General features: G+C 45.6%; 24 protein-coding genes. 10 read left to right on the forward strand and 14 right to left on the reverse strand.

Annotation, left to right across the window (positions count from 1 at the left end):
- Nucleotides 1-49: 49 nt before the first annotated feature.
- The 8 genes from HQM11_06245 to HQM11_06280 all read right to left on the reverse strand — a co-directional run bounded on the left by HQM11_06245 (nucleotide 50) and on the right by HQM11_06280 (nucleotide 9,997).
- Nucleotides 50-1,546 (reverse strand): HAMP domain-containing protein, encoded by a 1,497-nt coding sequence (locus HQM11_06245; GenBank protein MBF0350612.1) that lies wholly within the window; start codon nucleotides 1,544-1,546, stop codon nucleotides 50-52.
- A gap of 5 nt (nucleotides 1,547-1,551) precedes the next feature.
- On the reverse strand, nucleotides 1,552-2,565 hold the full coding sequence (locus HQM11_06250; GenBank protein MBF0350613.1) for an NrtA/SsuA/CpmA family ABC transporter substrate-binding protein: 1,014 nt from the start codon (nucleotides 2,563-2,565) through the stop codon (nucleotides 1,552-1,554).
- Nucleotides 2,566-2,577: 12 nt separating this feature from the next.
- Entirely contained in the window at nucleotides 2,578-4,530 is a 1,953-nt protein-coding gene (locus tag HQM11_06255; GenBank protein ID MBF0350614.1) for a PAS domain-containing protein, read from the reverse strand.
- Nucleotides 4,531-4,886: 356 nt separating this feature from the next.
- A complete protein-coding gene (locus HQM11_06260) occupies nucleotides 4,887-5,783 on the reverse strand; it encodes a phosphate/phosphite/phosphonate ABC transporter substrate-binding protein (protein ID MBF0350615.1) in 897 nt (298 codons plus the stop codon).
- A 132-nt stretch (nucleotides 5,784-5,915) separates the two neighbouring features.
- Complete coding sequence (locus HQM11_06265) at nucleotides 5,916-7,367, reverse strand: TrkH family potassium uptake protein (GenBank protein ID MBF0350616.1); 1,452 nt, start codon at nucleotides 7,365-7,367, stop codon at nucleotides 5,916-5,918.
- A 37-nt stretch (nucleotides 7,368-7,404) separates the two neighbouring features.
- Complete coding sequence (locus HQM11_06270) at nucleotides 7,405-7,650, reverse strand: hypothetical protein (protein ID MBF0350617.1); 246 nt, start codon at nucleotides 7,648-7,650, stop codon at nucleotides 7,405-7,407.
- Complete coding sequence (locus HQM11_06275; protein ID MBF0350618.1) at nucleotides 7,647-9,161, reverse strand: alkaline phosphatase family protein; 1,515 nt, start codon at nucleotides 9,159-9,161, stop codon at nucleotides 7,647-7,649. Before HQM11_06275 ends, HQM11_06270 begins: the two co-directional genes overlap by 4 nt.
- Before the next feature lie 26 nt (nucleotides 9,162-9,187).
- Complete coding sequence (locus HQM11_06280) at nucleotides 9,188-9,997, reverse strand: dienelactone hydrolase family protein (GenBank protein MBF0350619.1); 810 nt, start codon at nucleotides 9,995-9,997, stop codon at nucleotides 9,188-9,190.
- A gap of 349 nt (nucleotides 9,998-10,346) precedes the next feature.
- On the opposite strand from HQM11_06280, the gene HQM11_06285 reads away from it, so the two are divergent.
- On the forward strand, nucleotides 10,347-10,586 hold the full coding sequence (locus tag HQM11_06285; protein MBF0350620.1) for a hypothetical protein: 240 nt from the start codon (nucleotides 10,347-10,349) through the stop codon (nucleotides 10,584-10,586).
- 107 nt (nucleotides 10,587-10,693) lie between these two features.
- On the forward strand, nucleotides 10,694-11,710 hold the full coding sequence (locus tag HQM11_06290) for a hypothetical protein (protein MBF0350621.1): 1,017 nt from the start codon (nucleotides 10,694-10,696) through the stop codon (nucleotides 11,708-11,710).
- Between the two features lie 439 nt (nucleotides 11,711-12,149).
- Here the strand turns inward: HQM11_06290 and HQM11_06295 are convergent, their stop codons facing one another.
- Both HQM11_06295 and HQM11_06300 read right to left on the reverse strand, forming a co-directional pair.
- Nucleotides 12,150-12,743 (reverse strand): YceI family protein, encoded by a 594-nt coding sequence (locus HQM11_06295; GenBank protein MBF0350622.1) that lies wholly within the window; start codon nucleotides 12,741-12,743, stop codon nucleotides 12,150-12,152.
- Nucleotides 12,744-12,865: 122 nt separating this feature from the next.
- Complete coding sequence (locus HQM11_06300; GenBank protein ID MBF0350623.1) at nucleotides 12,866-13,453, reverse strand: DUF4416 family protein; 588 nt, start codon at nucleotides 13,451-13,453, stop codon at nucleotides 12,866-12,868.
- Nucleotides 13,454-13,491: 38 nt separating this feature from the next.
- On the opposite strand from HQM11_06300, the gene HQM11_06305 reads away from it, so the two are divergent.
- The 4 genes from HQM11_06305 to HQM11_06320 all read left to right on the forward strand — a co-directional run bounded on the left by HQM11_06305 (nucleotide 13,492) and on the right by HQM11_06320 (nucleotide 18,144).
- Nucleotides 13,492-14,448: an ABC transporter ATP-binding protein gene (locus HQM11_06305; GenBank protein MBF0350624.1), complete on the forward strand. Its 957-nt coding sequence runs from the start codon at nucleotides 13,492-13,494 to the stop codon at nucleotides 14,446-14,448.
- Between the two features lie 9 nt (nucleotides 14,449-14,457).
- On the forward strand, nucleotides 14,458-16,968 hold the full coding sequence (locus HQM11_06310; GenBank protein MBF0350625.1) for a response regulator: 2,511 nt from the start codon (nucleotides 14,458-14,460) through the stop codon (nucleotides 16,966-16,968).
- A gap of 69 nt (nucleotides 16,969-17,037) precedes the next feature.
- On the forward strand, nucleotides 17,038-17,850 hold the full coding sequence (locus HQM11_06315; GenBank protein MBF0350626.1) for a hypothetical protein: 813 nt from the start codon (nucleotides 17,038-17,040) through the stop codon (nucleotides 17,848-17,850).
- A gap of 24 nt (nucleotides 17,851-17,874) precedes the next feature.
- On the forward strand, nucleotides 17,875-18,144 hold the full coding sequence (locus HQM11_06320; protein ID MBF0350627.1) for an acylphosphatase: 270 nt from the start codon (nucleotides 17,875-17,877) through the stop codon (nucleotides 18,142-18,144).
- A 53-nt stretch (nucleotides 18,145-18,197) separates the two neighbouring features.
- Here the strand turns inward: HQM11_06320 and HQM11_06325 are convergent, their stop codons facing one another.
- Nucleotides 18,198-18,644, reverse strand: coding sequence for a CBS domain-containing protein (locus tag HQM11_06325; GenBank protein MBF0350628.1), 447 nt, complete (start codon nucleotides 18,642-18,644; stop codon nucleotides 18,198-18,200).
- Nucleotides 18,645-18,890: 246 nt separating this feature from the next.
- Between HQM11_06325 and msrB the strand changes: the two genes are divergently transcribed.
- Together msrB and HQM11_06335 are read left to right on the forward strand one after the other, a co-directional pair.
- Entirely contained in the window at nucleotides 18,891-19,295 is a 405-nt protein-coding gene (gene msrB / locus HQM11_06330) for a peptide-methionine (R)-S-oxide reductase MsrB (GenBank protein MBF0350629.1), read from the forward strand.
- The gene (locus HQM11_06335; protein MBF0350630.1) at nucleotides 19,292-20,134 is read left to right on the forward strand and encodes a cyclic nucleotide-binding domain-containing protein; all 843 of its coding nucleotides are present in this window, start codon (nucleotides 19,292-19,294) and stop codon (nucleotides 20,132-20,134) included. The genes msrB and HQM11_06335 overlap by 4 nt, the downstream gene beginning before the upstream one ends.
- A gap of 19 nt (nucleotides 20,135-20,153) precedes the next feature.
- Here the strand turns inward: HQM11_06335 and HQM11_06340 are convergent, their stop codons facing one another.
- The 3 genes from HQM11_06340 to HQM11_06350 form a co-directional block, all read right to left on the reverse strand.
- Entirely contained in the window at nucleotides 20,154-20,885 is a 732-nt protein-coding gene (locus tag HQM11_06340) for a hypothetical protein (protein ID MBF0350631.1), read from the reverse strand.
- A 30-nt stretch (nucleotides 20,886-20,915) separates the two neighbouring features.
- Complete coding sequence (locus HQM11_06345; GenBank protein MBF0350632.1) at nucleotides 20,916-21,326, reverse strand: TerB family tellurite resistance protein; 411 nt, start codon at nucleotides 21,324-21,326, stop codon at nucleotides 20,916-20,918.
- Nucleotides 21,327-21,507: 181 nt separating this feature from the next.
- A complete protein-coding gene (locus HQM11_06350) occupies nucleotides 21,508-22,089 on the reverse strand; it encodes a metal-dependent hydrolase (GenBank protein MBF0350633.1) in 582 nt (193 codons plus the stop codon).
- Nucleotides 22,090-22,372: 283 nt separating this feature from the next.
- Here HQM11_06350 and HQM11_06355 point away from each other — a divergent pair, with 283 nt between their 5' ends.
- Together HQM11_06355 and HQM11_06360 are read left to right on the forward strand one after the other, a co-directional pair.
- Nucleotides 22,373-23,290, forward strand: coding sequence for an AEC family transporter (locus tag HQM11_06355; GenBank protein ID MBF0350634.1), 918 nt, complete (start codon nucleotides 22,373-22,375; stop codon nucleotides 23,288-23,290).
- A gap of 5 nt (nucleotides 23,291-23,295) precedes the next feature.
- Nucleotides 23,296-24,234 carry a hypothetical protein gene (locus HQM11_06360; GenBank protein MBF0350635.1) on the forward strand — a complete coding sequence of 313 codons (939 nt, stop codon included), beginning with the start codon at nucleotides 23,296-23,298 and terminating at the stop codon, nucleotides 24,232-24,234.
- Nucleotides 24,235-24,239: the final 5 nt, after the last annotated feature.

Below are 24,239 nucleotides of genomic sequence, written 5' to 3' on the forward strand. Positions count from 1 at the left end.
GGCCTTGAGAATTCCTGAAAACTGATAACTGACGGCTGAACGCTTTGTTTCATGCCACCTGAGTCAGTGGAATAGTCCAGAAAATGGTTGTGCCTTCTCCCACCCTTGATTCAGCCCAGATGCGCCCTCCATGCGCGACAACAATCCTTTTGGCGATGGTCAGGCCGACTCCTGAACCTTCATACCGGGTACGGGGATGAAGGCGTTTGAACATCTGAAACACTGTTTCCAGGTACTCCTGAGGAATCCCGATTCCATTGTCAGCAATAGAAAACTGCCATTCGTGAGACTCCAGAAATATTGCGGAAATGCGAATTTCCGGAGACTGGTCACTCCGGAATTTGATGGTGTTGTCGAGCAGATTCAGCAGCAGTTGCCGCCATTGTTCGCGATTTCCGCTGATCCGGGGTAACAGATCCTGTTGAATGTGAGCCTGGTGTTGTTCAATCAGTGGTTTGATTTCATCGGTGATTTCTTTCAGCAACTCATTGACAGAAAAACTTTCAAAGCGCGAATCATCCTCCGATGAGATGGATGCTGTTTTTAACAGGTCGTTGACCAGCCGTTTCATCCGTTCGCCAGCCTTGACCGCCCGTGAAATCAATTCTTTTGAGCCTTCATCCATTCGCGATTCATTACGGCGCTGAAGAATCTGGATGAATCCTGTCATGGAGCGTATGGGTTCCTGAATATCATGAGCAATCAAAAACGCGTACTCACTCAGTTCCTCATTTTTCTGCACCACCTGCCGTGCGTATTCTTCAGCCCGCTGTTCCGCCACTGTATGTGCCTGAATCTCATCCTGCAAGGATTCACGGACAGTCCTCAACTGAAACGTCATCTGGTTGAAATCGTTGGCGAGGTTGCCCAGTTCATCATGGCTTTCCAGCCTGATCCGATGATCCAGATCTCCCTTGCCGATGATCCGGACACCCTGCTGAAAACCGGTAATGGCTTTCAGCAGATAACGATTGAATTTAATGACCACCATGATCAGAATACCTCCGCCGACCATAAAAGAAATCAGCAGGGTGTTGTGAATCTGATTCTTACGTGTCAAAAGACGATTTTGAATGACGCCGGACAAGTGCTGGATGCTGGACATCAATTGCAAGGCGCGGATGGACAACCGGGAAGTCATGATCTTTACCCGATCAGAATGGCTGAAATGTTCATGGTCTGAGTTCGGTTGCCGCTCAAATTCCACCAGTTCCGTGAAGGTTCGAAGTACCTCCTCGAAGGACGAACGTGTGCTGTTGATCAGATATCGCTCTTCTTCATTTCCCGCTTCAATGGTGTCAATCAACAGTATAATTGAGTCATAACGCTGATGCCACTGCTGAAATGCCCGTTCCACCGGATTATCCAGATAGTCACGGGACAGCAGATTCAATTCCAGAATTCCTCGTGTCAACTGGTGCATGGTGCCTTGGTGGCGTATGATTTTGTTGGACTGCTCAAAAGACAAAGAGAACAATCCAAACGAAAAGATACAAAAAAGCACGATAAACAAAGCGTTGAGCCAGGATCTGAGTTTGATGGTCATAGTCGTTATCGAATGAGAGTGATGGCTTCCGGTTTAACTTGCTGCATGGCATCCAGAGAGATCATTTTCAGATAATTGGGAAGAACCATTCCCGCATCCGGATTGCTTTCCATCAGCCACTGTGCCTCATCTTCCATGGCCAGAATCAATGCTTGCGGCATATCCAATGTGTACTGGGACCTTCCACTCAAATCGGTGATATAATCATCGGTGAGTTCAAACTGTCGTGCCAGAATTTTCCTGAATTCATCGGGGTGCAGTCTTATAAAATTTTCTGCGTCATTCAGTGCATACAATACCCGGTGCAGTTCTTCAACATGCTTAACAATCCAGTCTTGACGGGCGACCAATACAAAATAAAATTCCTGTTCATTGGTGCCTTTCATGACACTTACCTGATCACCCATTTTTTGCAAAATCTGGTAACCAACGGGTTGCCATGTCATCACAGCATCCATTTCTCCGGTTTCCAGTTTGTGTTCCAACTGTGAGGCTGGCAGATCAATCAAATCAAGATCGTTGCCTGATAATCCATTACGGATTAAAAAACGGTTCAGTCCGAATTCTCCGCCAGTCCCCTTGATCAAACCAATTTTTTTTCCTTTAAGATCTGATGGCTGCTGAATATTCCGGTCATTACGAACAATCAGATTATGCGTCCTGAAAGTGGCAATATTGCCCACAATTTGTAAATCAGTCGGCGTTAAGGTTTGATTGACAAACACAAATTCAGAACTGGTTGCCAAGTCCAGTTGTCCTGTCTGCACATCACTCAATGTCCGTTTGCCAGTCGTATAAGACTGAAAATCCACACTGACCTGATGTTTGACAAAATATCCCTGATCCTGTGCTACCCAGGCCAATGCACCAGCATCCCCTCTAAAAACACCAAAGCGCAGGGGTTGTTCCTGAATGATTTCGGTGTGTTCCGGTTCAGAATGTTTTTGATTCCACAGGAAAACAGCCAATAACATTCCTGTCATGATTCCAGCGATGAGCAGACTTTTAGATTTTGACATGAACTCTCCTTATCAATTCAGATTGTTTTTGGGCAGTGTCCAGTAAAACGTAGTCCCTTGCCCCGCTTGGGATTCCACTTTGATTGTTCCGCCATGACGTTCAACGATTTTTTTACAAACACTCAGGCCGATGCCGCTGCCTTCATATTCCGTGCGGCCATGAAGGCGTTTGAACATTCCAAAAATGGTTTCAAAATGCTCCGGCGCAATTCCGATTCCATTATCCGCAATGGAAAATATCCAGTGGTCTTCATGTTCCTGAACGCCCAGATGAATTTGGGGTGTTGTTTCTCCATGAAATTTAACGGCATTTCCCAGCAGATTCTGGAGAAGCTGTTCCCATTGCTGGGCGTCCACCTGAACTGAAGGCAAGGCATCATGGGTGATCTTTGCCTGATGTTCCTGAATCAGCAACTGGAGCGATGACAAAACATTTTTCAGGGTTTTATTCAGGTCTGTAAGCCGAAAGGGTTGCTGCTGAGTGTCTATCCGTGAATACGTCAGCAAGGAATTAATCAGATCCATCATCCTCAACCCCGCGGCATCCGCCCGTTTCAGGATCTCAATGGCGTTAGGCTCCAGTGCCGACTGATAACGCTGAAGAAATAACTGAAGTAAATTCATCATGACTCTCACTGGTTCCTTGAGATCATGAGAAGCAATGTAGGCAAATTCTGTCAGTGCCTTGTTGCTTTGCTCCAGTCTGTTGGCGTAATGAGCCATTTGAGTCTCTGCTGTTTTACGTTCGGTGATATCTTCAGAAATGCCCAGTAGCAGTTTCGGATTGCCTGCTTCATCAGGAATGGTCACTTTCCTGGTGTGCAGAATACGGAGTCCCTTGTGTCTGGTTTGAATGGGTTCTTCGGCAATATCCAGAAGCTCGCCTTTTTCCAGAATTTCACGATCTTTTGCTGTGAAAAAATCCGCCTGTTCCTTCGGGAAAAAATCATAATCGTTTTTTCCGATCAGTTCTTCCCGGTTATAGCCCAGAAGATATTCCCCCTCCTTGTTGAAATGGACAAACCTGAGCGATTGGGCTTCCTTGACAAATACCATGGACGGGATGTTCGCCAGAATGGATTCGAGATAAATATTCTGTTCCCGCAGTTTCTTATCGGCAATTTGCACATCTGTTCTGGCCTCAAACAATTCCCGTGTCCGTTTTTCAATGCCCTGTTCCAACTGCTGATTCAGAATTTCCAGATCCTGTTTGAGAAGACTCTGTTTGTGTTCTTCCTGAACAAGCTGATCCAGCATGCGGTTAAAACCTGACGCAAGAATGCCCAGTTCATCCTGTTGTCCCGTATCCGCTCTGGTGTCTCTTCTGCCTGAAAATGTGGCTTCGACCACATGCACCAGGTGGTGTAACCGTTGAGTCAGCGATCTTGAAAGCCCATAGGCACAGAACACCCCCACCAGAATGGCAACCAGCGAAAACACAAGACCATCCACTAAAATATCATTCAGAGCCTGTTGATACTGATCCCTGTTTCTGCGCACACGGGCCCATCCGATGATGTCGGTATCTCTCAAAATGGGGAACCCCATTTCAATAAAATGCTCGTCATCGCGGATCACGGTGAGTTCTTTTCCATGCTGAATCAAATCCAGACTGACCTGATCACTCAAATATTTACCGATCAATGCCGTTTCAGAATGGGCCATAATTTTTCCATCCATGTCCGTCAGTATGATAAAACTGATATCCTTGTAAAACTGATAGGATTGCACAATTTCTGACAATCCTGCCAGATCGCTGGATAACACCCACGGAACACTGCTTGCGGCCAATGAACGGCATAAACTGAGGGTGCGTTCCACACTTTGATGATACAGAAACGCTTTTTGCCGGAAAAAAAGATCCTGCACAAAAAAACTCATGAGCACCGCATGAACCAGTGCGACACTGAGCACCAGTTTCTTTTTGATGGTCATGTTCAGCCACCATGTTCTGATTCCTGTCATTCTGAACCTCTTGAAAATAATTCCTGCTGTAAATAATTTGGTGATGAAATCCTGTGGCTTGCCACGATGTCATCCCCGTGAAAACGGGGATCCAGGAGTGCGCCGATGGATTCCGTGTCAAGCACGGAATGACACCGTGCGATGGCTTGAATCAGTTGCCGTCACCAGAAAATTTACAGCAACAAATAATTTTGTTTCAGGTCACACCTGAAATTCTGCCGACACCTCTTATACTTTGAATGGGTGAAACTTTGATTTTTTGTCATGCTGAATGCAGTGAAGGATCTTGTGCCACAGGTCAAGATTCCTCGCTACACTCGGAATGACAAACTTCCAGATTTCACCCATCCCAAGTATTAATCAAGAGGTCGGACATGAGTACTGAAATTCTGCAGGAAATCATGGACAATCTGATAGGACTCGTCTGTCGCGGCTTCAAACTGACTGATTTCCATGGGGTGCAGAATTGCTCGTCCGGCCTCATGATCCTGCAAATGAAACATAAGGTTTCCCATTTTTTGAACCACGTCCAGAGGGACATCCTCACGAAACACCAGACCGTTATTGATCAGGGGGGAGGTTTCCCATGAAACCACGAGTTCCGCCGCTTTATCCGGAAATTTCCGTTGAAACGCCATCCAGGGAATCGGCCATGTCGCTGCGGCATCACTGTTTTTCAGCAGCACATTCATGATCGAAGACTCCTGAGAACCAACATAGGCATTGGTAATGTCCTGTTGGATATTGAGGCCATTCTCCCACAAAAAGTATTGGGGCATCATGGTGGCGGCCAAAGCAGTCGGCGCAGGATAGCTGACGGTTTTTCCCTTCAAATCGGTGACCTGCCGGATGTTTGCGTCTTTTCTGGTCAGAATGATCCCCCGGAAATTGAAATCATCTCCCATTTTACCAAAAACATGATAGCCGTTCTGGAGTGCCTGAATGGTCTGATAGGGATTAGGCAGCGCCAGATGGTATTTTTTCGCATTTAAACGCTGGTCAAACGTCGCGTAATCTTTCGAGGCTTCCAGAGAGATTGTTACTTCAGGTATCTGCTCATTCAGAAATTTGATGAGAGGTGAAAAGTCCTCAAACAGTCGGGCGGGATTATGCAGAGGATGAACCGCAAATATTAATTTGGTAGTTTTGAGCGGAGACTGGTCGGAATAGGTGGGGTTGTAATCAGATCGGGACCTCGAATCACAGGCAATCAGTATCAATAAGACCGGCAGATAGAACACAGGGGTCTTCATGTGCCGTAATACGTTTATTCTCAAGGGCATTCTGTCCCGCTAGAATTTGAATGAATCAGAAGAAGACAGTTTGTCAAATTCCTCCAGATATTCCAGTCCGGTTTTGCTTCGGAAAAGTTCCCGGAGCTGATGCTATTTTTTCCAGAAGGAGGGATAAAACAGAATCATGACGGTAAAAATATCGAGACGACCCAGCATCATGCTGAAGGATAAAAACCATTTTCCGGCCATGGATATATGGCTGAAATTTTCTGCGGGTCCCACTCTGCCAAAGCCGGGACCAATGTTCCAGAAGGTTGCCATCACCGCTGTCCAGGAACTCCACCAGTCCATATCGCTTAAAAATGTCAACAGCGCTCCGCCCCAGAGCACATAAAACAGATTGATGATGAAGAAGGCCAGCACGTTATTGAGGGTGGCGTCATCCAGCGTGGTGCCATTGACTCTTATTTTGTGGATAATCATGGGTTGCAGGAGTTTTTTGATACGATTGCGGATGTGTTTGACTATGATGACAAACTGGATGATCCGGATGCCGCTGGTGGTGGAACCGGAACAAGCCCCGATGAAGATGGATACCAGAATGATCATTCGTGCCGGATCGGGCCAGAAATCATAATTGGCAGTGGCAAAACCTGTGGTGGTGAGAATGGAAATGACCTGGAAGGAACCGTATCGCAACGCGTCCCACCAGGAAGGATAAGTTCTATCTTGCCAGAGGGCTATGGCAATGATCAAACACAGGATAACCACCACCCCGATGTAATAGCGGATCTCCGTGTCAGATTTCAGATAATCCCAGTTGCGGGTCAGCAATGTGTAGTGAATGATGAAATTGGTTCCGCCCAGTAGCATGAATATGGAAACCACCCAATCCAGATAGGCGCTGTTATAGGCCGCCATACTGGCATTTTTGGTAGAATAACCTCCGGTCGCGATGGTGCCGAACGCATGGCACAACGCGTCAAACAGGCTCATGCCGCCAGCCATCATCAACAGAGTCAGAGCCAGATTGAGTGCGATGTAGATCACCCACAGCCAGATAATTTTCTGCCGCAGGCGTGAAAATAACTGAATATTTTCCTGCCCTGGATCCGATTCCACCTTGTACAGTTGATGGTTGCCAATACCAAGTAGCGGAACCACCAGCAAAGTCAGAATAATAATGCCCATGCCACCGATGAAATGCGTCATGCTTCGCCAGAAAAGGAGGCCCTGCGGCAGTGATTCAATGTCCTTGAGAATGCTGGCCCCGGTCGTGGTATAGCCACTCATGACTTCAAAAAAACTATCAGTGAAGGATGGAATGGAACCATGGATCATGAAGGGTAAAGCGGATACTGAGGAGATAAGGATCCAGCCCAGAATGACAATCAAAAAACCATCTTTGAGAAAAAACTGACGATGTTTCCGAAATTTCCACCACAACGGAAATCCTGAAAATAATGCGATCTGGCTGGTGATCAGAAAGGCACGAACGTCATCGCCCCCATAATAAACAGCACATCCCAGCGGAAACAGTAGCATACCGGCAATCACGATAAGCAACATGCCCAAAATATGAAGAATGGTGAAAGGATTCATGAAATGGTCAGCTCGTCAGGAGGTCATTGAAGAAGCATCAGGAGGTTGCGTCAGTCTCATGATCGGTTTTCGCGGCAAGCTGTTTTTCCAGTTGCTCCACCCGTTTCCGTAGCAAGGCAATTTCCTTTTCCATGCGTGTTTCCATCATCCGTAATTTGTCATACAGTGAAAATTCCGCCTGATTTCCCCGGGATCGAATAATGCGATACAGCGTCATGGCAATGAGCAGAATCGCCAGAATAACCAGCAGGGTTTGGCTGTTTTGATTCATCATATCATTCATGAAACCTCTTCAGTTTTGTTGGAATAGCGTTGTGGCGCAACAGGATAAACCGCATCAATCGGTTTTTCACAATGCCAGCGACACCACAGTTTGTCATCTGAACCAAGTGAAATTTCCATAAAATTGCGGGATCGGATGATTCCCTGCGCACCAAAAGGTGTGAGTAGTCGGGTGGTGACAGATTGGTATTCCGTGTCGTTTTCAGGCTCTTTTGTAACAGCCAGCAAGCCATTCCATTGCAACAGGGACGGCGGAGGATGAACAATTCCTGAAGAAATAATCTGGGTGATTTGCTGTCCGGTTTCCTGATCCTTGATCTGGCCCAGGCCACCAACATGTACATCGCCTGAAAGAATAACGGTGTGGCGACTGTTGAGATGACGGGAATAACGCAGAAGGTTGTGAATGAGTTTCATCCGTTCCCCCTGATGTGGTGCTGCACTCCAGTGATCAAACACATCGTCTTCCAGTTCTTCCAGCCAGGGGGTTGCTTCAAAATATTTTTCAATCAACGCAAACGATCGATAGACAACGGGCACGGATGACAAAACGAGGAAGTGTTGAGCCGGGGTTTGCTGATTCAGCCAGGATTTGACTTCCTGCCAATGTTGGAGATTCATCACCTGCTTCCGGGTACGTTGAGTTCTGAGATCCAGCCCCAAAATCAGGAAGTCCCGAAAGCGCAAGCCCCACGAAAGTCCATCGCCATTGTGGTGAAGCATGGTTTTATTGTGCAAGGATCTGAGTTGAAACAAGATGAAATGTTCACGGGCCACAGAAAAAATCTGTTTGAAAACCGGACACTGTTGCAAGGGGTCAGGATAAGAACCCCAACCATCAAAAATATCATGGTCGTCCCACATCATCACACTGGGAATAGAGGCCAGCATTTCGCTCATGGCGTCATCCGCCGACCATGCACTGATGTAAAGCTGTTCATAAAATCGTTGCAGTTCCCGGATCATCCGGGCCGGTGGTTTTCCGGCAATTTGCCGGGACATGGCTTGCCGGCTCCAGTTTTCCAGTGCGGGAATGCGAATCCACAAGTCATCCGCATAAACCTGGTCGCCCCCCATCATCAACAAACTCAGCGGATGTTCCTGATGGAGTTTTCTGAGTTGATGCCATAATTCCCAGGGACTGGTTGTTTTTTTGACGAGCGACGCCGAGGAAAAACCATTGCAGGACGCATAGGCCAGGCGGGGTGTTTCCTTGAGTCCGGGAATATAAAACCGCCATTGGCTACGACCAAACCGGTCAGCAACAGGCTTGTTTTGTTCAAGAATCCGGTAGGTTTCCCAACGGCCATCAGCTTGTGGTTCCAGCATGATTTCTGTTCGGAAGAACAAACCCTGAGGTGTGGACGTGACAGGAATGGCACGTTGGCTCTGGCTTCCTGCTGCAACGTGCCATTGTTCGGTAGATGTGTTTTTTGGGGCGAGAAAACAGAAGGTATATCGTGAATCGTTTTCAATTCCTAATAAAGGCCCCAGCAATAGTTTTTCAGGCATGGAACACTCTCGTGACGAACAGGAAATCAGGATGCAGTCAGCAGTTTTTCACGAAAGAACGCCAAAACCTGATCGAGTGCCTGTCGAGTCGGGTGTCCTTCCTGATCCACATTGTCATAGACCAGTACCGAATGGGCAACAGGCGAAATGCCATGGGGATTTCCCAGCGAGGAATCAATATCGACCGCGATAAAATTGTCGCCAAGTTCGTCCTTCAGTCGTTTGAAACGTTCATCAGGAACCATGAAATCTTTGGAAAAACGTAAGCCGAGCACACATAAGTTTTCATCCCTGACACGTGCCTTGACCTGCGCCAAACTTTCCTCATCGAGGCCGATATCGGATTTTAATTTTTTGTTCAAAGCAAATGGCATGGAGGGTTGACTGAGAACCGGGGCCAGCATGTGTTTGTCCACACTCATGCCCAGGGCGAAGCCTCCGGAAAAACACATTCCCACAGCGCCAACGCCCGGCCCCCCACATTCTTCATGAGCGTAACGGGCGAGTGCCCGTAACCATTCAATCACAGGACTGGTTTTGTTGGTGGCAAACACGGTAAACTCTTTCATGACACAAAGTCGGGCAATGGTGTTCAGGGAATATCCAACACCAATCTCTTTTCCCGGTGTTCCCATCAGCGAAGGCATGAATACGGTGAACCCCTGTGCGATGACTTTTCGGGCAAACTCAACAACGCCCGGATAAATCCCCGGCACTTCATGCATGACGATCACCGCGGGCCCCTGGCCGCCACGATAGAAAATTTTGGTTTCGTTGTTATGGGTGAACGAGTGTTCCGTGAATCCATGGAATACTTCATCAATTGAAGATGACATCCATTCTCCTGTGGTATGAGGTGACAGTCGTTGATTGTTGATTCCTGGCGCACCATATTCTGAATCCCCCGAATAAAACAAGTAAAAATAGGCACCTTTCATTTTCCCGGTTACAGTTTGTCATCTCGACTAAGGAGCGATCCTATGCGGAATGACACCTTCAAGCTGTCACAGTTTCTGAAAGGTGCCTGAATGTATTCCTGTTTTAAAAAATTTAATGCGCAGCACTGGAATATATCCAGAGATTGATATAGGTTGTGAACCTTTTTGTCTCGTTCTTATTCAAAAACCAGGATACGAAGTCACGGTTTAAAACCAACAGATATCAACGATGAACATGGAGAAACACATGAATTCAATTAGATGGATTCGTCAGGAATCAGTGGCTGAAAAATCAGTGACAGAAGATTATCTGCTGATGCAAACCATTTGGGAAAACACCCCGAAAAAATTCAAAAAAGACCTGCTGGTTCAGAAACATTTTGCTGACTTCGCAGAACTTGAACCCTTGAATACGGCAGAAGAGGAAGAGGACGAAGAGGGGCATGGTGGCTGTGGCGGAAACTGTGGAGGACATTGCCAGCACTGACGTCCAAACGAGCGAACCCGCATAATAAATAAAAATCACCATAGTTTTCTGGAACCAACCGATAAAAACTACTACATCCCCTGAAACACTGCTCATAGAGGTTAGGTATGCATAGTTTTCTCAAGGCCTTGGCTGACGTAATGAGTCATCGGAATATTTCGAAAATACCGGAACGTCTTGCTCCTTTATCCGAAGACAATTTCATTGCTTTTCTGGAGGAAATGCACCTTAGAGAACCGCTGGATACCAGTTTTCTTGAAAAATCGGGAGTGAGTCAGGAAGACGTTGATCAGTTGTTGGAACGAATCAATCACGATATGAGTGAAGTCCTCTCACGAACATCCAACACATCCCATGTAATTCGAGTCGAAAATCGAAATTTTGTCGGCATGGGAGGACTGAACTCCATGGGAAATCAAAACCTACTTGCAGTGAGTGGCTGTGCCGCAATTGTCTATTTTGGGGATGCGGTTTATAAGTACCCTCTGAACGAAATTTTTGAATTGATGATGGATCCAGAGTTGAAAAACCATCGCAGGGCTGAAGATTTATTGGAAGAGTGGGAAGCCTGTGACATCCCTGAAAAATTTAGAAATAAATTTGGTATTCCTGAACTACAACACAAGGATGGGATTTATCGGATGCAGTATGTGGGACGATCGCTGGATATTGTCGCACTGCAAAAAATCATCACAGCCATTGATCCTGATATCAATACCCGCCTTCAGCATTACAATCCCTACCTCGATTCGTTGGAGCACATTCCTCCGGTACAAGTGATTCGTTTGATGAAAGAAATCATTTTTCACAATATGCCTCAACTGAGGGATGATTCCATTGATTATGGAGAAATGCTGGCTATAATTTTGAATTCTGAAAATCCCTGTATCAGTCAGGATCACTATGATGCCTTCAATTCTTTCCTCGATTTTGCCTGGAATCATGGCTTTGTGTACAGAGACAAAATTGTTGACAACCTGACCTTGCTCAATGGAAAAATCTATTTGATCGATTTTGGAATGGCAAATTCCTTCCCTCCTGACAGACCGCCTGATCGTGAGCGATATCTCATCAACCGGGAAAACCTGATCAATCGGCAACTGCGCCAATTCATCATCAAATAAAATCTCTCCAATCAGTCATGTTGCGTTGGCATTAATTCTACTTTGTTAACCCTTAATTTTTACCACAGAGACACAGGGAAACAGGGGTGTATGGGGGCATGAGGACAATGTAGTCAACTTAAGGCGTTCTTCGTCGGGGAATCCCCCTTTCAAAGGGGGCATGGGGGATTTAACGCTCAGAATTACATCCCCCTAACCCCCTTGAACCAAGGGGGAATTAATACTCAGCACCATTCATAATGCTTAAGTTGATGACATTGGGCATGAGGAGGGCACAAATTGTAGGGGCGAACCTGTGTGTTCGCCCTGATCCCGGGCTGGCACACAGATCTGCTCCTACCGGACAAAGCCCAAACCGGGTGGAAAATCACAGACCGATTTTTTGACACATGGTTGAGAAGGTGACCAATCCCGGGCGAAGGTCATGTTCGCCTAGCAATTACTTTTTTTCTATGACTTCAGCATCAATCTTGAGCGTGATTTCCTCACCCACGGCCCAGCCACCAAAATCCATTTGTTTATTCCAGCTCACACCGAAATCCATTCGGTTGATTTTTCCTTCAGCTCTAAAACCAGCACGGGATCCAACATATTGGGATTGAATCATACCGATCAATTCACCTTCCAGAGTTACCGCTTTGGTGACGCCACGAATGGTTAAATCACCGATAACCTGGTATTTGTTGCCTTCCAGTTTTTTGACAGAAGTGCTTTTGAAGGTGATTTTCGGATTTTTTTCAGCATCAAAAAAATCTCCGCTCCTTAAGTGCTCATCGCGTTTCTGATTTGCTGTATCAATGGAGGTCACATCAATTTCAGCCTGAATGTTGCTGATATTTTTATCAGCGTCAATCTCCACACTGCCACTGAACGAATTGAATTTCCCTGACACATTTGAAATGACAAGGTGGGTTGCTGAAAAACCAACAGTCGTGTGTGTGGTGTCAACCTCATAAACAGCCGCGGAAACCTGTCCCGACAGCAATGCGACAAACGCGAACAAACCCAGACAGAGGGTCGATATTTTTTTCATACTCACTCCCGTAAAATATGTTGATTCATTAAAGCGGTATCTCCTCAGACCATCTGATTAAATACCAAGGAAACATCCTTAATTGAGAATTTTTGAAAATGAAAGCGGAAAATTAGACTATTTTAGTCCTGATTGGCGATTGCCTTTAATTCCCGTTTATAAGCCAGGCGAACATCGAGAAAAAACGGGTGCCAGGTGTTTTCCTTCAAGTCGGGAAATGTCCAGCGGAAGGTTTCAAAGCCCTGTCGGTTTTTCATCAGGGTCATGTCGGCCCAGACGCCATCAGCCAGATACACTTTATGGGATCCCGGTTTGCTGGACAGTAAAACAAGTTTGTGCAGATCGATATAGCCCGGGTCAAGGTTGACCTGTCGTTGCCCGTTTATGGAAAATTGCTGTTCAATTTGACTGGTATGCTGTTTCCAGCGATGGATCTGTTCCAACGAAACAATCCCGGCGAAACTCACAAATTTCCGGAACAAGGCCGACCCCATTTCCGGAGCGTAATAATCCGTCTTGTCGAAGGGAATGCTGACGGATGTTTGCTGGAGGGTCATACGGGTCAGTTCACACAACGACAACAGCGCTTCAGTGGCCAGAGATTCCTGCTGAAAAATCAGTCCTGTGATTATTTTAACATGGAGGGACATGGAATGGATACCTTTCAGGGCTGATTGAGCTTGAGCTTTAGGGTTGACTTTATGTACCACAGACCCCGAAGTTTACAATGCAACTTTTATGAGTTTCTATGGACGCCTTACTTGAAATAAAAAATCTGCGGGTGCAATTTCCTGTGAAACATGGTCTCTGGGGCCATACCACTACAGCTTCCATCATCAACAGTCTGTCACTGGCTGTGAAACCCGGTGAGATTCTGGGGATTGTCGGAGAATCAGGATGCGGAAAATCGACGCTGGTGCGGACTATCATGAAAATCAATCCCATCACTTCCGGTCAGATTGCTTATCAGAGAACGCCTGTCGGCCAAATCAAAAACAGAGACTATTATCATCATATCCAGATGATTTTTCAGGATCCGTTTTCTTCGTTGAATCCCAAAATGAAAATTGGCGCGCTGTTGGCAGAAATGCTGGAATTGCATCAACCGCAAGTAAACGTGCGTGAAGCTTCAGCCTTGTTGATGGATGAAGTGGGCTTGCCGGCAACCGCACTGGATCGCTACCCCCATGAATTCAGTGGTGGTCAGCGTCAACGGATCGCAATCGCACGGGCACTGGCGGCAAAACCTTCGTTGCTGATTGCGGATGAGGCGGTATCAGCCCTGGATGTTTCCATACAAGCCCAGATTTTGAATTTGTTGAAAGCCCTGCAGGAACGCTACCAACTCAGTTTGATTTTTATTTCGCACGATTTGAACATTGTGAACGCGTTTTGTGACAGAATTCTGGTGATGTATCTGGGGAAATTTGTAGAACACCTCCCCGGAAAATCACTGCACAGTGCGAAACATCCCTACAGCAAGGCACTGCTGAACAGTCTGCCAAACTGGCAGAAAAAAAATCAGCATCTGGAGTTGCTGTCAGGAGAGCCGCCCTCAGTGCTGGATATTCCTCCCGGGTGCCCGTTTTATTCCAGATGCAATGAGTCAATGGAATCCTGCACCGCGGAATTTCCATCCCGGACTGAACTTGGGGCTCAGCATTGGGTTCACTGTCAACTCTATCAATCATCACACTGCAATTGATTTCGAACCATGGCTCATATTCTCCTTGTTGATGATGACCCCCTCAGTATTCAATATTTGAAACTCACGCTCAGGGAATTGGGGCATACCTTCAATGCCACCCTCAAGCCCCGAAATGTGCTGTCCATGCTTTATCAGGAACATTTTGATCTGATTCTGATGGATATCCACATGCCGGAAATGAATGGTCCCGAGTTGCTGAAAGCTTTACATAAAACTCCAGGATTCCACCGAATTCCCGTAATCATGATGACGGGAGACATGGAAGATCAGCTCATGGTGGATTGCTTTGAAAATGGAGCGGTGGATTATTTGACCAAGCCTGTCAGCAATCTGGTCATGAGCGCACGTATCAAAGTGGCGATCAATACCAGCAAATACAAACTGCTTCTCGAAAACAATGTTCTGAAAAGCCATGAACAACTGCATTCCACTGAAACAGAGCTGAAACGGTTGCGTCAAGTGATCACCCAATGGGAAATGTTGCCGCATGAGGTACAGGATTCGATGGAAAATCTGTTGCTACGGTTTGGCAACAATCTTGATTATCTGGATGAAGACCTGAAACAAACACTGGTCCGAATCACTGTCCGGTACGGGGAGATGTTGACACAGTTCATCAACATCGCACGCACGCATCAACCTGAGAATGTTCAAATCAGGCAACACCGGGTCAGCCTGCTCAAGGATCTGCCCATTTTCAAACAACTCAGTAATTTTGATCTGATCACCCTCACAGAAAAAATGGAGGTGTTGACACTGCCCGCAGACACGATGCTGTTGCAACAGGATGAACCTGCGGAAGCTGTGTTTTTCATTGAGAATGGCACCGTTGAAATTCTGGTCAATGATGAACTGGTTGCCCATCGACATGCGGGGAGTTCTATTGGTGAGATGTCCTGCCTGAGAGGCGAACTCAAGGCCTCGGCGACTGTTCGGACATTGACGTCCTGCGTTGTGTTGAGAATCTCGCGGGAGGCGTTTATGGAGATTGTCAATCGGCTTCCCCAGTTGTGGCAAAACGTATTTCAGGACATGACCAACCGGTTCAATGCGGTCAATCAACGCTTGAGCGAAGTCTTTCAGCACACACCTCAAGGTATGGTCAAAGTGGATCAGAAGGGCTTGATGACCAACGAATTTTCAACCAGAGCGACCGATTATCTGGGTTCCAGACACCTGATGGGAAAACCTGCAACGGCCTCCTTGTTTCCTGACAATAAACAGTTACAAGAATTGTGGAAGGATGCGTATCATCTGTTTTTTGAAGATACCCGTATGGAGTTTGATATGCTGACTGAGGTTCTGCCCAGAGAAACGACGATCCAATCCAGTCATGGAACCACACGGGAAATCAAACTTTCCTATTATCCCTGCCGGGATGCGAATGCTCAACTGGTAGCGATTGATATTGCGCTGGAAGATGTGAGCCGTGCCAATCAGATGTCACGTCAAAGCAAACAACTGATGATAGAAAAACAGGTTGTGGCCAGGATTTATGATGACCCTGAGTCTTATCTCACCATGCTTGATCTTGCGGATTCTGTTTTACAAAGTGTGAATCACTTTGAACAGATCATAGATCAGGTAAAACCTCTGGAAATTCAGGAAACAGGGACTGAAACCATGAGAGTTCTGCACACGTTGAAGGGCATGAGCGGATTATTCCTGCTGGATGAATTGAAAGACGCGGTGCATGTTATGGAAACCGAAATCATGTTGATTCGTGAGGAGGAAAATCCGGAATCCATTGACAAACAGGAAGGATGGGACCGCAAAAAAGCAAATCTGGAATATCAGATCCGTCATGCGCATGAACTGTTTGACAATATCAATCCCGAGCTACGCGAACGCCTCATGGGCGTGGTGCTGGTCAGGGAGAACTTTGAACAATTGAAACATTGCCTGCTCAGTGGGGATACTGAAACCATGCGGAAAATCCTGTTTGCGGCAGAACAAGTTCCCGCATTGCGACTGGCCCAGCACTGGCCTAAAGAAATATGCCGTTTGGGAAAACAGACAGGAAAACAGATCAAATTCAAACTGGAAGGTGAACGACTGCTGATTCGCCGAAACCTGTTTGATGAACTGGAGGGACCGCTGGTTCATTTGCTGAGAAATAGCGTGGATCATGGAATTGAACTCCCGGAAGAACGGTTACAGAAGGGAAAAAATGAATGGGGTTACATTCTGTTCAAGGTCAGCCGTGAGCAGAATAATATGGTTCTGGAAGTGCAGGATGACGGACGTGGCATTGAGCTGGATAAAATTGTCGAAAAAGCCCGAAAAACAAGAGCACTGGATCAGTCAGTCATTGAACAGTTTATTCTGGAAAATACGGCCTGGAAGATATTGTTTCTCCCGGGATTCAGCACAGCCTCCACCCTGACGGAGGTTTCCGGACGCGGTGTGGGTTTAAGCAGCGTTGAGGACATGGTGGCAAGGAATAACGGCATTCTGCAAATGGAAACTGAACCAGGTCAGGGAACCAAATTCCGCTTGGTAATTCCACTGACCTGAGGTCAGGTACCGGACATCTTTTTTTCAGAGTTTGATCTCTGAGTTTTCCTGTTTTTTGAAGGTATGATTATGGGCGTCTCTGCATCTTCAATAAAAATTTCATCAAAAACTGACTCGATCGCGTCAGGACTACAGCCTTCATATCAGGTCATTCCTGAGATCAAACCAGAAGATTTTCCTCCGATTGACAGAGTAAAAGCCGAGGTTGGTGCTGAACTCAGAGGGGTTTATGAGGAAGTCTCCAATTTTTTTATCACGCTCACAATGCTCGACGCGCCTGATGAACAAATGCTCACGATCCTTGAACTTTCCGGGATTGTTACTCTGAACCCCTGCTATCTGTCATTGCTGTATACCATACAGAGCACATGCAAAGACAGAATACCCAAAAGCAGTGGGGCTTTTCAAAAAATTCTGTTTCAGGGAATGTATCTGTTCGTCAATGCTGAACTGCAAAAAAATGAAGAAAAAATCAGGGAAACTCACAAAAAATTGACGTATCTGAATTCAAAAGTTTCTTCGATTCGAGCTTTTATCGGACAAAGCAAAGACATGCTGATACGGTATTTCAACGATACGACTGTGATTTCGAGTGAAAATCTTCAGCAAGGAAAACAGCGCATTGAGGTGCTGAATCAATTGCTGAAAACGTTACCGAACTATCAGAAAGTTCTGGATAAAGTGAATACACTCGAATCCAAAGCACGGAAAGTCACGGTCATCAGTGAACTCCTGATTTCCTTCCTCACTGTTGAGGAAACCATGCTGCATAAAGGCCAGACAGGACATATCAATGACTACACCGTTCAAAGTATGGACCGGATAACCAGCATGCTTCGTATTCTAAAAACCTATCACTCGTCAGCGTCATCTGTTAATTGACAATCATCGTAAGGTATCAGAACTATGATCCACCATCAGATCACTGTTACGGGAATTGTACAGGGTGTGTCTTTTCGCTATTACACGCAATTGGAAGCGGTGAGACTGGGCATTCTGGGATATGTCAAAAACCAGGCCGATGGCAGTGTTTTTATTGAAGCGGAAGGTTCTGAAGAAGCGATGCGTTTTTTTGAGGATTGGTGTCACCTGGGTTCCCCCATGTCTCAGGTGAAAAATGTGATCGTGAAAAAAGGGAACGTGAAAAATTATTCTGATTTTCAAATACGCTACTGATTGGAGTCGCGTGTTCCCCCTGAGGTCTATGAGTGCTTCAGGGGGAAATGAACTCAATCGTTTTGTTCATCCTGACGCTCTTTGGCATATTGGAGCAATTTCCAGGTCAACCGAACAAAATCAGCTTCAGTGATGATGCCCAACAATTTTTTGCCATCCAGCACAGGCAGACAGCCATATTTATGGTCAAACATGAGTTTGGCGGCGTCTTGCAGATCCGTGTCTGGTGTGACCGTTGCAATTTCTTCCCGCATGACCTCAACCACAGGAATACCCTTGAGAATATCGGCTTCCTGTTCCTCATCCAGATCGGCCAGTGTGGAAATATTCATGGCAAGAAGATCGCGTTGAGTGATTAATCCGATAAATTCATGACGATGATTGATCACAGGCATGTGTCGGATTTTTTTATTTTCCATGAGAAATTTGGAAATATTGAGATTGTCGTTTTCTTTTAATGTGAACAGCTCTGTTGTCATTAAATCTTTGACTTTCAACATCACATTATTTTTGATCATCTCATGGATAGCTAGCATGTGGCCCCTTTATCAGTTTGGAGGTTTGCAATAAAAAAACAAACGTGCTTCAATGAATTTGAACAATCGTTGGTCGTTGTCAGGTGCATCAAAGATGATAAACAAACATGTTTACGGAAATCAGGTTTCATGACTACCCTACATTAGGATGTCTAGCAAAATCGTCTGAGTATGTATAGGAAAAAGACAATTTAAAAACAGGAGGAACCAATGGCTCGTCATATTGAAAAATCAGAGCAGGAATGGAAACAGATTTTGACACCTGAACAGTTTCAGATCTGTCGCAAAAAAGGAACAGAGCGAGCCTTTACCGGCCAATACCATGCTCACAAACATGCCGGGATCTACCAATGTGTGTGTTGTGGAACGTCTCTGTTTGACTCAAACGCAAAATTTGATTCCGGGACCGGGTGGCCCAGTTTCTGGAAGCCGTATAATTCAACAAATGTCGAAACCGAAACAGACCGAAGCTGGTTCATGGTCAGGACGGAGGTCCTGTGCGCTGTTTGTGGAGCGCATCTGGGACACGTCTTTGAGGATGGTCCAGCGCCTACTGGAAAACGTTATTGCATCAATTCAGTTTCACTTAATTTTGTTTCAGAGGGAAATTCATGAGCCAAACTCAATCAAAAATTCTGCTGGTAACCCAGGATCAGGAAGCCATTAAACTACTAACCAGTACCTTTAAGGCCATTAGAACATTTCAGGTTCTTACCGCCTCCAATCCGGAAAAAGGCATAGAATTCATGAAGGCCCATGAATCTTCCATTGTACTGCTGATTGTCGATGAATTTGGCGGATTGCAGTTCAACATGCTGATTGAAAAATGGGTTGAGCACAAACAATGGTTTAAAATCCCACTGATTTTGCTCACCGAAGAAGTCACTTTTGCCAAACTCAAGCAATGTAAGGAGCATTACATTCATCATGTGTTGGTCAAGCCTCTGGAAAAACAGAACACCTTTGAAAAACTGAAAGCGGTTTTGAAGGTAGAACAAAATCTTTCCAATGAATTTATTGAAAAAATCAGAAACGCTGAATTTTTCATGAATTTCAAACTGGATGAAATCAAAAAACTGATGGAACTGGGATTTGTAAAAAAGTTTGAAGCAGGTCAAGTGTTGATCAGAGAAGAGGGAACCATTGACAAACTGGGCATTATTCTCGAAGGAGAAGTTGGCGTTTACCGTATTCATCCGTCTTATGAACCCCTGTTGCTGACAGAGTTGAAGGCCTGCGCACTGCTGGGCGAAACAACCCTGCTGTCACGCGAACGCTCCCGTACCAGAGTGGTGAGCCACACCCCTTCGCTGGTGTTCATGCTCCCCTATTTTGCGATTCAGTTGTTTCCCGATGAATTGAGAGAGAGGCTGTTGAGAGTGATAATCCGGACACTCACCCAGAAATTACGAGCGCTCAGTCAGGATATGGCGCCATTCCCTGACGAATCATGAATTATATTCCGTTCGTTGCTCACGATGGATTGGACCGGGTGGAAGTCACTTCAAAATGTTTTTGAAAGGAATATTGATCAACAGGAACCATCAACCCTTCAAAAAAACCGGCAAACGCGATCAGATCCTCTCCTTCCAGAGGATTGACCAGTTTAGGCCCGGTCATCCTTAAAATCCCCAGACCCGCATGAATTGCCATATCCACCAGTTTGTGACCGAAAGCACCGACCCGCATCAGATTCAACGGTTCAATGGCAAAATGGTTGAGCGATATTCTGGTGATTTCTACGGCCGCATTGACGGTTTGGTCTGTATGGATATGTTTGACGGGGTTTTTTCTGATTTTACGAACTACCTCAAAGACCATCTCAGCATCACCGGGACCCACAGGGCAGGCCAGCATATAGCGTCCACTTTGTTCGATCACAATGGTATCTTCCACCCATTGCGCAAACTTCAACAATTGTGTTGAATCCATCTGACGCAATAATCTACCGGATGTTGTTCGGGTCAATCCGACTGAAGTCTGAATTCCCATCGTGACCAGACGTTGTCCGAAATTTCCGGCATGAATCAGATCCAGTGGTCTCAGAAAATAATAATTCAGGGTCACTTCAGAAATTTCACACAGCAGACGGACAATGGCGTCAGCATGTTGCATGATGTCCGGATTATTTCTGATCTCGCTTACTTTTTCAAAAACACGAATCCCCAGTGCTTCGGGAATCGGGCTTGCCAATACATAGGCCATATTCGTCCCATGGGTTCATTGTTTTAAGAATCAGCGTTCTAACATCGGGATTTTGACGCCCAGGTGATCCTGTAGTTTATGGAACATGAGGAGTTCGCTGGAATCAATGGTGCCGTCAGACAGTGCCACAGGAAAAATGTTCTCCAGCAAAATCTTTCTGGCTTCCGGCGATTCTGGGTATTCCAGTGAATGAAGCAGGGACTCAAAATCGGGTGGTTCCATGAAATCTGTCTGAATCAACTGGTTATCACTGTCTGACAGATTCAGAATTTCAGACATTTTAAGGAAATAATCTGCTTCAGAAGGATGCAGAATCCCATCGGCCTGAATCATTGCGACCAACAATCGCAAATAGGTGACCGGTGAAATATTCCATTGTTCCATTTTCTGACGAAGTTGCTGATCAATCAGTGATGAAGGTAATTTAGGCGAGGAGGTCATACGGATTCCATATTTCAAACAGTGGATCAATGAAGGGTTTTACGACACAGGATATATTTTATTAAACATATTCAGAAAGGGAACACCATATCTTTTTTATGTCCGTTGTAATAATGTCTGAACAGCCCATGAATACCGTATCGAAGAATCATCTGCGGATACAGGCGTGAAGGTCTACCAGTTAATGATGGTTGGTACTGTTGGCAATGAAAGGCAACCATTTGACTGACCGGGAATCAAGGAATAAATGAGTGTAATGTCCTGCCACGCATCCTACGACAAAAATCCAGTATTGTTTGAGAAACGCCAGGACATTATGCCACGAAAACGATGCAAACCAAGCCTCCTGAACTCTGAAATATTCATACACAATGGCCAGAAAAACTGAAACCAGCCATGGTGTGATTTTCCAGTGAGTCCAACCGCGATGCTTGTGGATGACTGGCAACAACACACTGAACGCCACAAGCGCAAACAGATCCATCTGGCGTTTCACATATAAAATTCCCAGTATGATCAGCATGATTCTGAAAAACCATCGTTGTGGAACCGATGCGGTATCCAGGTCAGGAAAGAGTGACATGAACCAGGTTATCGCAAAGATAGACAGCAAAATTGAAACAGGATTCATGTGCTGTAGGGGTGCGTTCATGATTTGCTTCAACAATTCGGGAGTGACAGGAATCACGCCAGAAAAAACCGCAAGGCCTGCGACTCCAATTCCGGTAATCCCCCCCCCAAACGCATGTCCTTTGAAATTCATCTTTTGTTTCTCGGAAAGACGGTTGATACTGCCCAAATAATATTTTGAACTCGACAGTGGTAAGTTCTCAGCTTTCAGTTCTCAGTTTTTATTTTTTGAACCGACTGAAATTATTATTATTTTTACAGGCATAAAGGTTTCTTTGAAAGTTTTATATTTATAAAAATATTAATTTCAATGACTTACTAAAAACTGAAGGCTGATAACTGAAAACTTATAACTCTTGAGTTTGAAAGCGAACATCCGAAACCTATACCAATATTTATTTTCAGACCAGACATTTATGACTTATCAGATCATCTCGGCAATTCTTGAAATTTTCGCAATGTTTGCAGTGGGTTGGCTGTCACGGCACTGGCGATATCTGACTCAGGACACCATCGCGAACTGGTCCAGATTTGTGCTGGATATCATGATGCCCTTCCTCATTCTTCACACCATTGTCGGCCATTTTCATGCAAACCAATGGGTTGAGTTCTGGGTCCTGCCAGTGCTGGGGCTTGGAATCATTGTTTTGGGCACACTCATGGGATTGATGCTCAAATCGGGAATGAAAAGTCAGGATCCACAGATCCGGAAGACCTTTCTCCATCTGTGCGCAACCAATAATTTCGCGTTTCTTCCCATCATTATCCTACAAAATCTATGGGGCGATTCTGCAGTTGCCATGCTGTTTATCTTGCATCTGGGAACTTTGGTCGGATTCTGGTCGATTGGAGTGGGGGTTTTGGGTGAATTCAACTGGAAGGCGGCCGGAAAAAACATGCTAACTCCGTCGTTGATAACTTTAATCGTTGCTATTGTGATTGTTTTTCTTGATTTACAACGATGGATTCCATCCATTTTTCTCAAAATTTCAGGTGAAATCGGAGATGCGTCTGTTCCTTTGATTTTAATTCTGATTGGAGCCTCCCTGTATCAGATAAAAATTCGGGATGATCTGAGAGATCTGATCTACATGACAGTGGTCCGCCTGATTCTGATTCCGTTGGTGACCATTGGAATTTTGAGAATTTTGCCGATTTCCCGTGAAATTTATAACGTCGCCACTATTTTAGCGTTAATGCCGGTTGCTTCCACATCGGTCATCCTCACACATCGTTATGGCGGAGCACCCGGGTTTGCGGCGGGGGCCAACATTGTTTCAACCTTATGTTCCATTGTGACCATTCCCCTCTGGAGCGCATGGGTTTTGAAATGAATGAGATGGATCTCTCCATATTTAAAACAAAACCTGTTTTTTCAGGCTATCTGGCACCGGAAGGTTTTATACAGCAGGTTTTAGGAGAACTTGAACAGGTATTTGCGGTTTATGACCGGTTGATATTCGCGGAAGGACCACCTCAGCAAACATTCTGGTCACAAAATGTCTGGAAAAATCCGAGGGTGCTTCAGATTGCGTCCATCAATGAGGCCGCAAAGCAATTGAGGCAGATCCAACGGAACTGGTGTCTGTATTCAATCTGTGCACATCGCAGGGCGCATCTCATTCAGGAAAAACTTCCTCATTTGTCCTTAAAACCAATCACGTTTCCCGCATCATTACCGCAACTGCCAATGGGTTCATGGACCTTGCTGGCTCCGGATTTCCTGATTGCTTCGTCTGATTGTTCGAGTTTGTTTCAGCATGGACAACTTCATTTTGAAGAAAACAGAACTGGGCCTCCGAGCAGAGCCTATCTGAAATTATGGGAAGCATTGACTCTTGCTGGAAAATATCCGGTGCAGGGAGAGCGTTGTCTGGAAATCGGGGCAAGTCCTGGCGGATGGAGTTGGGTGCTTGAAAAAACAGGATCGGATGTGCTGTGTGTGGATCGTTCTGAATTGATTCCAGAATTGATGCGGTCTCCTCGTGTGACATTCCGTAAGGGAGACGCGTTTGCGATTCGCCCTGAAAAAGAAGAAGGGTTTGACTGGATATTCAGCGATGTGATCTGTTATCCGGAAAAATTACTTTCATGGCTCCACACATGGCTGGATACCGGGGCACCTATTCAATTTGTCTGCACGATCAAATTTCAGGGGCAGGAACATTATGAAATTCTACATGAATTTTCCAAAATTCCACACAGCAGAATCCTGCATTTGTCACACAACAAACATGAACTCACCTGGATTAGAACTGTTCCTGCCACTAAAAATTGAGGCAA

It is taken from the genome of SAR324 cluster bacterium (assembly GCA_015232315.1).
Lineage (GTDB): Bacteria > SAR324 > SAR324 > SAR324 > NAC60-12 > JADFZZ01.

What these genes read in the sequence shown, in the direction of transcription:
- HQM11_06245 (MBF0350612.1), bottom strand. Translation starts at nt 1,546, where the DNA reads ATGACCATCAAACTCAGATCCTGGCTCAACGCTTTGTTTATCGTGCTT.
- HQM11_06250 (MBF0350613.1), bottom strand. Translation starts at nt 2,565, where the DNA reads ATGTCAAAATCTAAAAGTCTGCTCATCGCTGGAATCATGACAGGAATG.
- HQM11_06255 (MBF0350614.1), bottom strand. Translation starts at nt 4,530, where the DNA reads ATGACAGGAATCAGAACATGGTGGCTGAACATGACCATCAAAAAGAAA.
- HQM11_06260 (MBF0350615.1), bottom strand. Translation starts at nt 5,783, where the DNA reads ATGAAGACCCCTGTGTTCTATCTGCCGGTCTTATTGATACTGATTGCC.
- HQM11_06265 (MBF0350616.1), bottom strand. Translation starts at nt 7,367, where the DNA reads ATGAATCCTTTCACCATTCTTCATATTTTGGGCATGTTGCTTATCGTG.
- HQM11_06270 (MBF0350617.1), bottom strand. Translation starts at nt 7,650, where the DNA reads ATGAATGATATGATGAATCAAAACAGCCAAACCCTGCTGGTTATTCTG.
- HQM11_06275 (MBF0350618.1), bottom strand. Translation starts at nt 9,161, where the DNA reads ATGCCTGAAAAACTATTGCTGGGGCCTTTATTAGGAATTGAAAACGAT.
- HQM11_06280 (MBF0350619.1), bottom strand. Translation starts at nt 9,997, where the DNA reads ATGTCATCTTCAATTGATGAAGTATTCCATGGATTCACGGAACACTCG.
- HQM11_06285 (MBF0350620.1), top strand. Translation starts at nt 10,347, where the DNA reads ATGAATTCAATTAGATGGATTCGTCAGGAATCAGTGGCTGAAAAATCA.
- HQM11_06290 (MBF0350621.1), top strand. Translation starts at nt 10,694, where the DNA reads ATGCATAGTTTTCTCAAGGCCTTGGCTGACGTAATGAGTCATCGGAAT.
- HQM11_06295 (MBF0350622.1), bottom strand. Translation starts at nt 12,743, where the DNA reads ATGAAAAAAATATCGACCCTCTGTCTGGGTTTGTTCGCGTTTGTCGCA.
- HQM11_06305 (MBF0350624.1), top strand. Translation starts at nt 13,492, where the DNA reads ATGGACGCCTTACTTGAAATAAAAAATCTGCGGGTGCAATTTCCTGTG.
- HQM11_06310 (MBF0350625.1), top strand. Translation starts at nt 14,458, where the DNA reads ATGGCTCATATTCTCCTTGTTGATGATGACCCCCTCAGTATTCAATAT.
- HQM11_06315 (MBF0350626.1), top strand. Translation starts at nt 17,038, where the DNA reads ATGGGCGTCTCTGCATCTTCAATAAAAATTTCATCAAAAACTGACTCG.
- HQM11_06320 (MBF0350627.1), top strand. Translation starts at nt 17,875, where the DNA reads ATGATCCACCATCAGATCACTGTTACGGGAATTGTACAGGGTGTGTCT.
- HQM11_06325 (MBF0350628.1), bottom strand. Translation starts at nt 18,644, where the DNA reads ATGTTGAAAGTCAAAGATTTAATGACAACAGAGCTGTTCACATTAAAA.
- msrB (MBF0350629.1), top strand. Translation starts at nt 18,891, where the DNA reads ATGGCTCGTCATATTGAAAAATCAGAGCAGGAATGGAAACAGATTTTG.
- HQM11_06335 (MBF0350630.1), top strand. Translation starts at nt 19,292, where the DNA reads ATGAGCCAAACTCAATCAAAAATTCTGCTGGTAACCCAGGATCAGGAA.
- HQM11_06340 (MBF0350631.1), bottom strand. Translation starts at nt 20,885, where the DNA reads ATGGCCTATGTATTGGCAAGCCCGATTCCCGAAGCACTGGGGATTCGT.
- HQM11_06345 (MBF0350632.1), bottom strand. Translation starts at nt 21,326, where the DNA reads ATGACCTCCTCGCCTAAATTACCTTCATCACTGATTGATCAGCAACTT.
- HQM11_06350 (MBF0350633.1), bottom strand. Translation starts at nt 22,089, where the DNA reads ATGAATTTCAAAGGACATGCGTTTGGGGGGGGGATTACCGGAATTGGA.
- HQM11_06355 (MBF0350634.1), top strand. Translation starts at nt 22,373, where the DNA reads ATGACTTATCAGATCATCTCGGCAATTCTTGAAATTTTCGCAATGTTT.
- HQM11_06360 (MBF0350635.1), top strand. Translation starts at nt 23,296, where the DNA reads ATGGATCTCTCCATATTTAAAACAAAACCTGTTTTTTCAGGCTATCTG.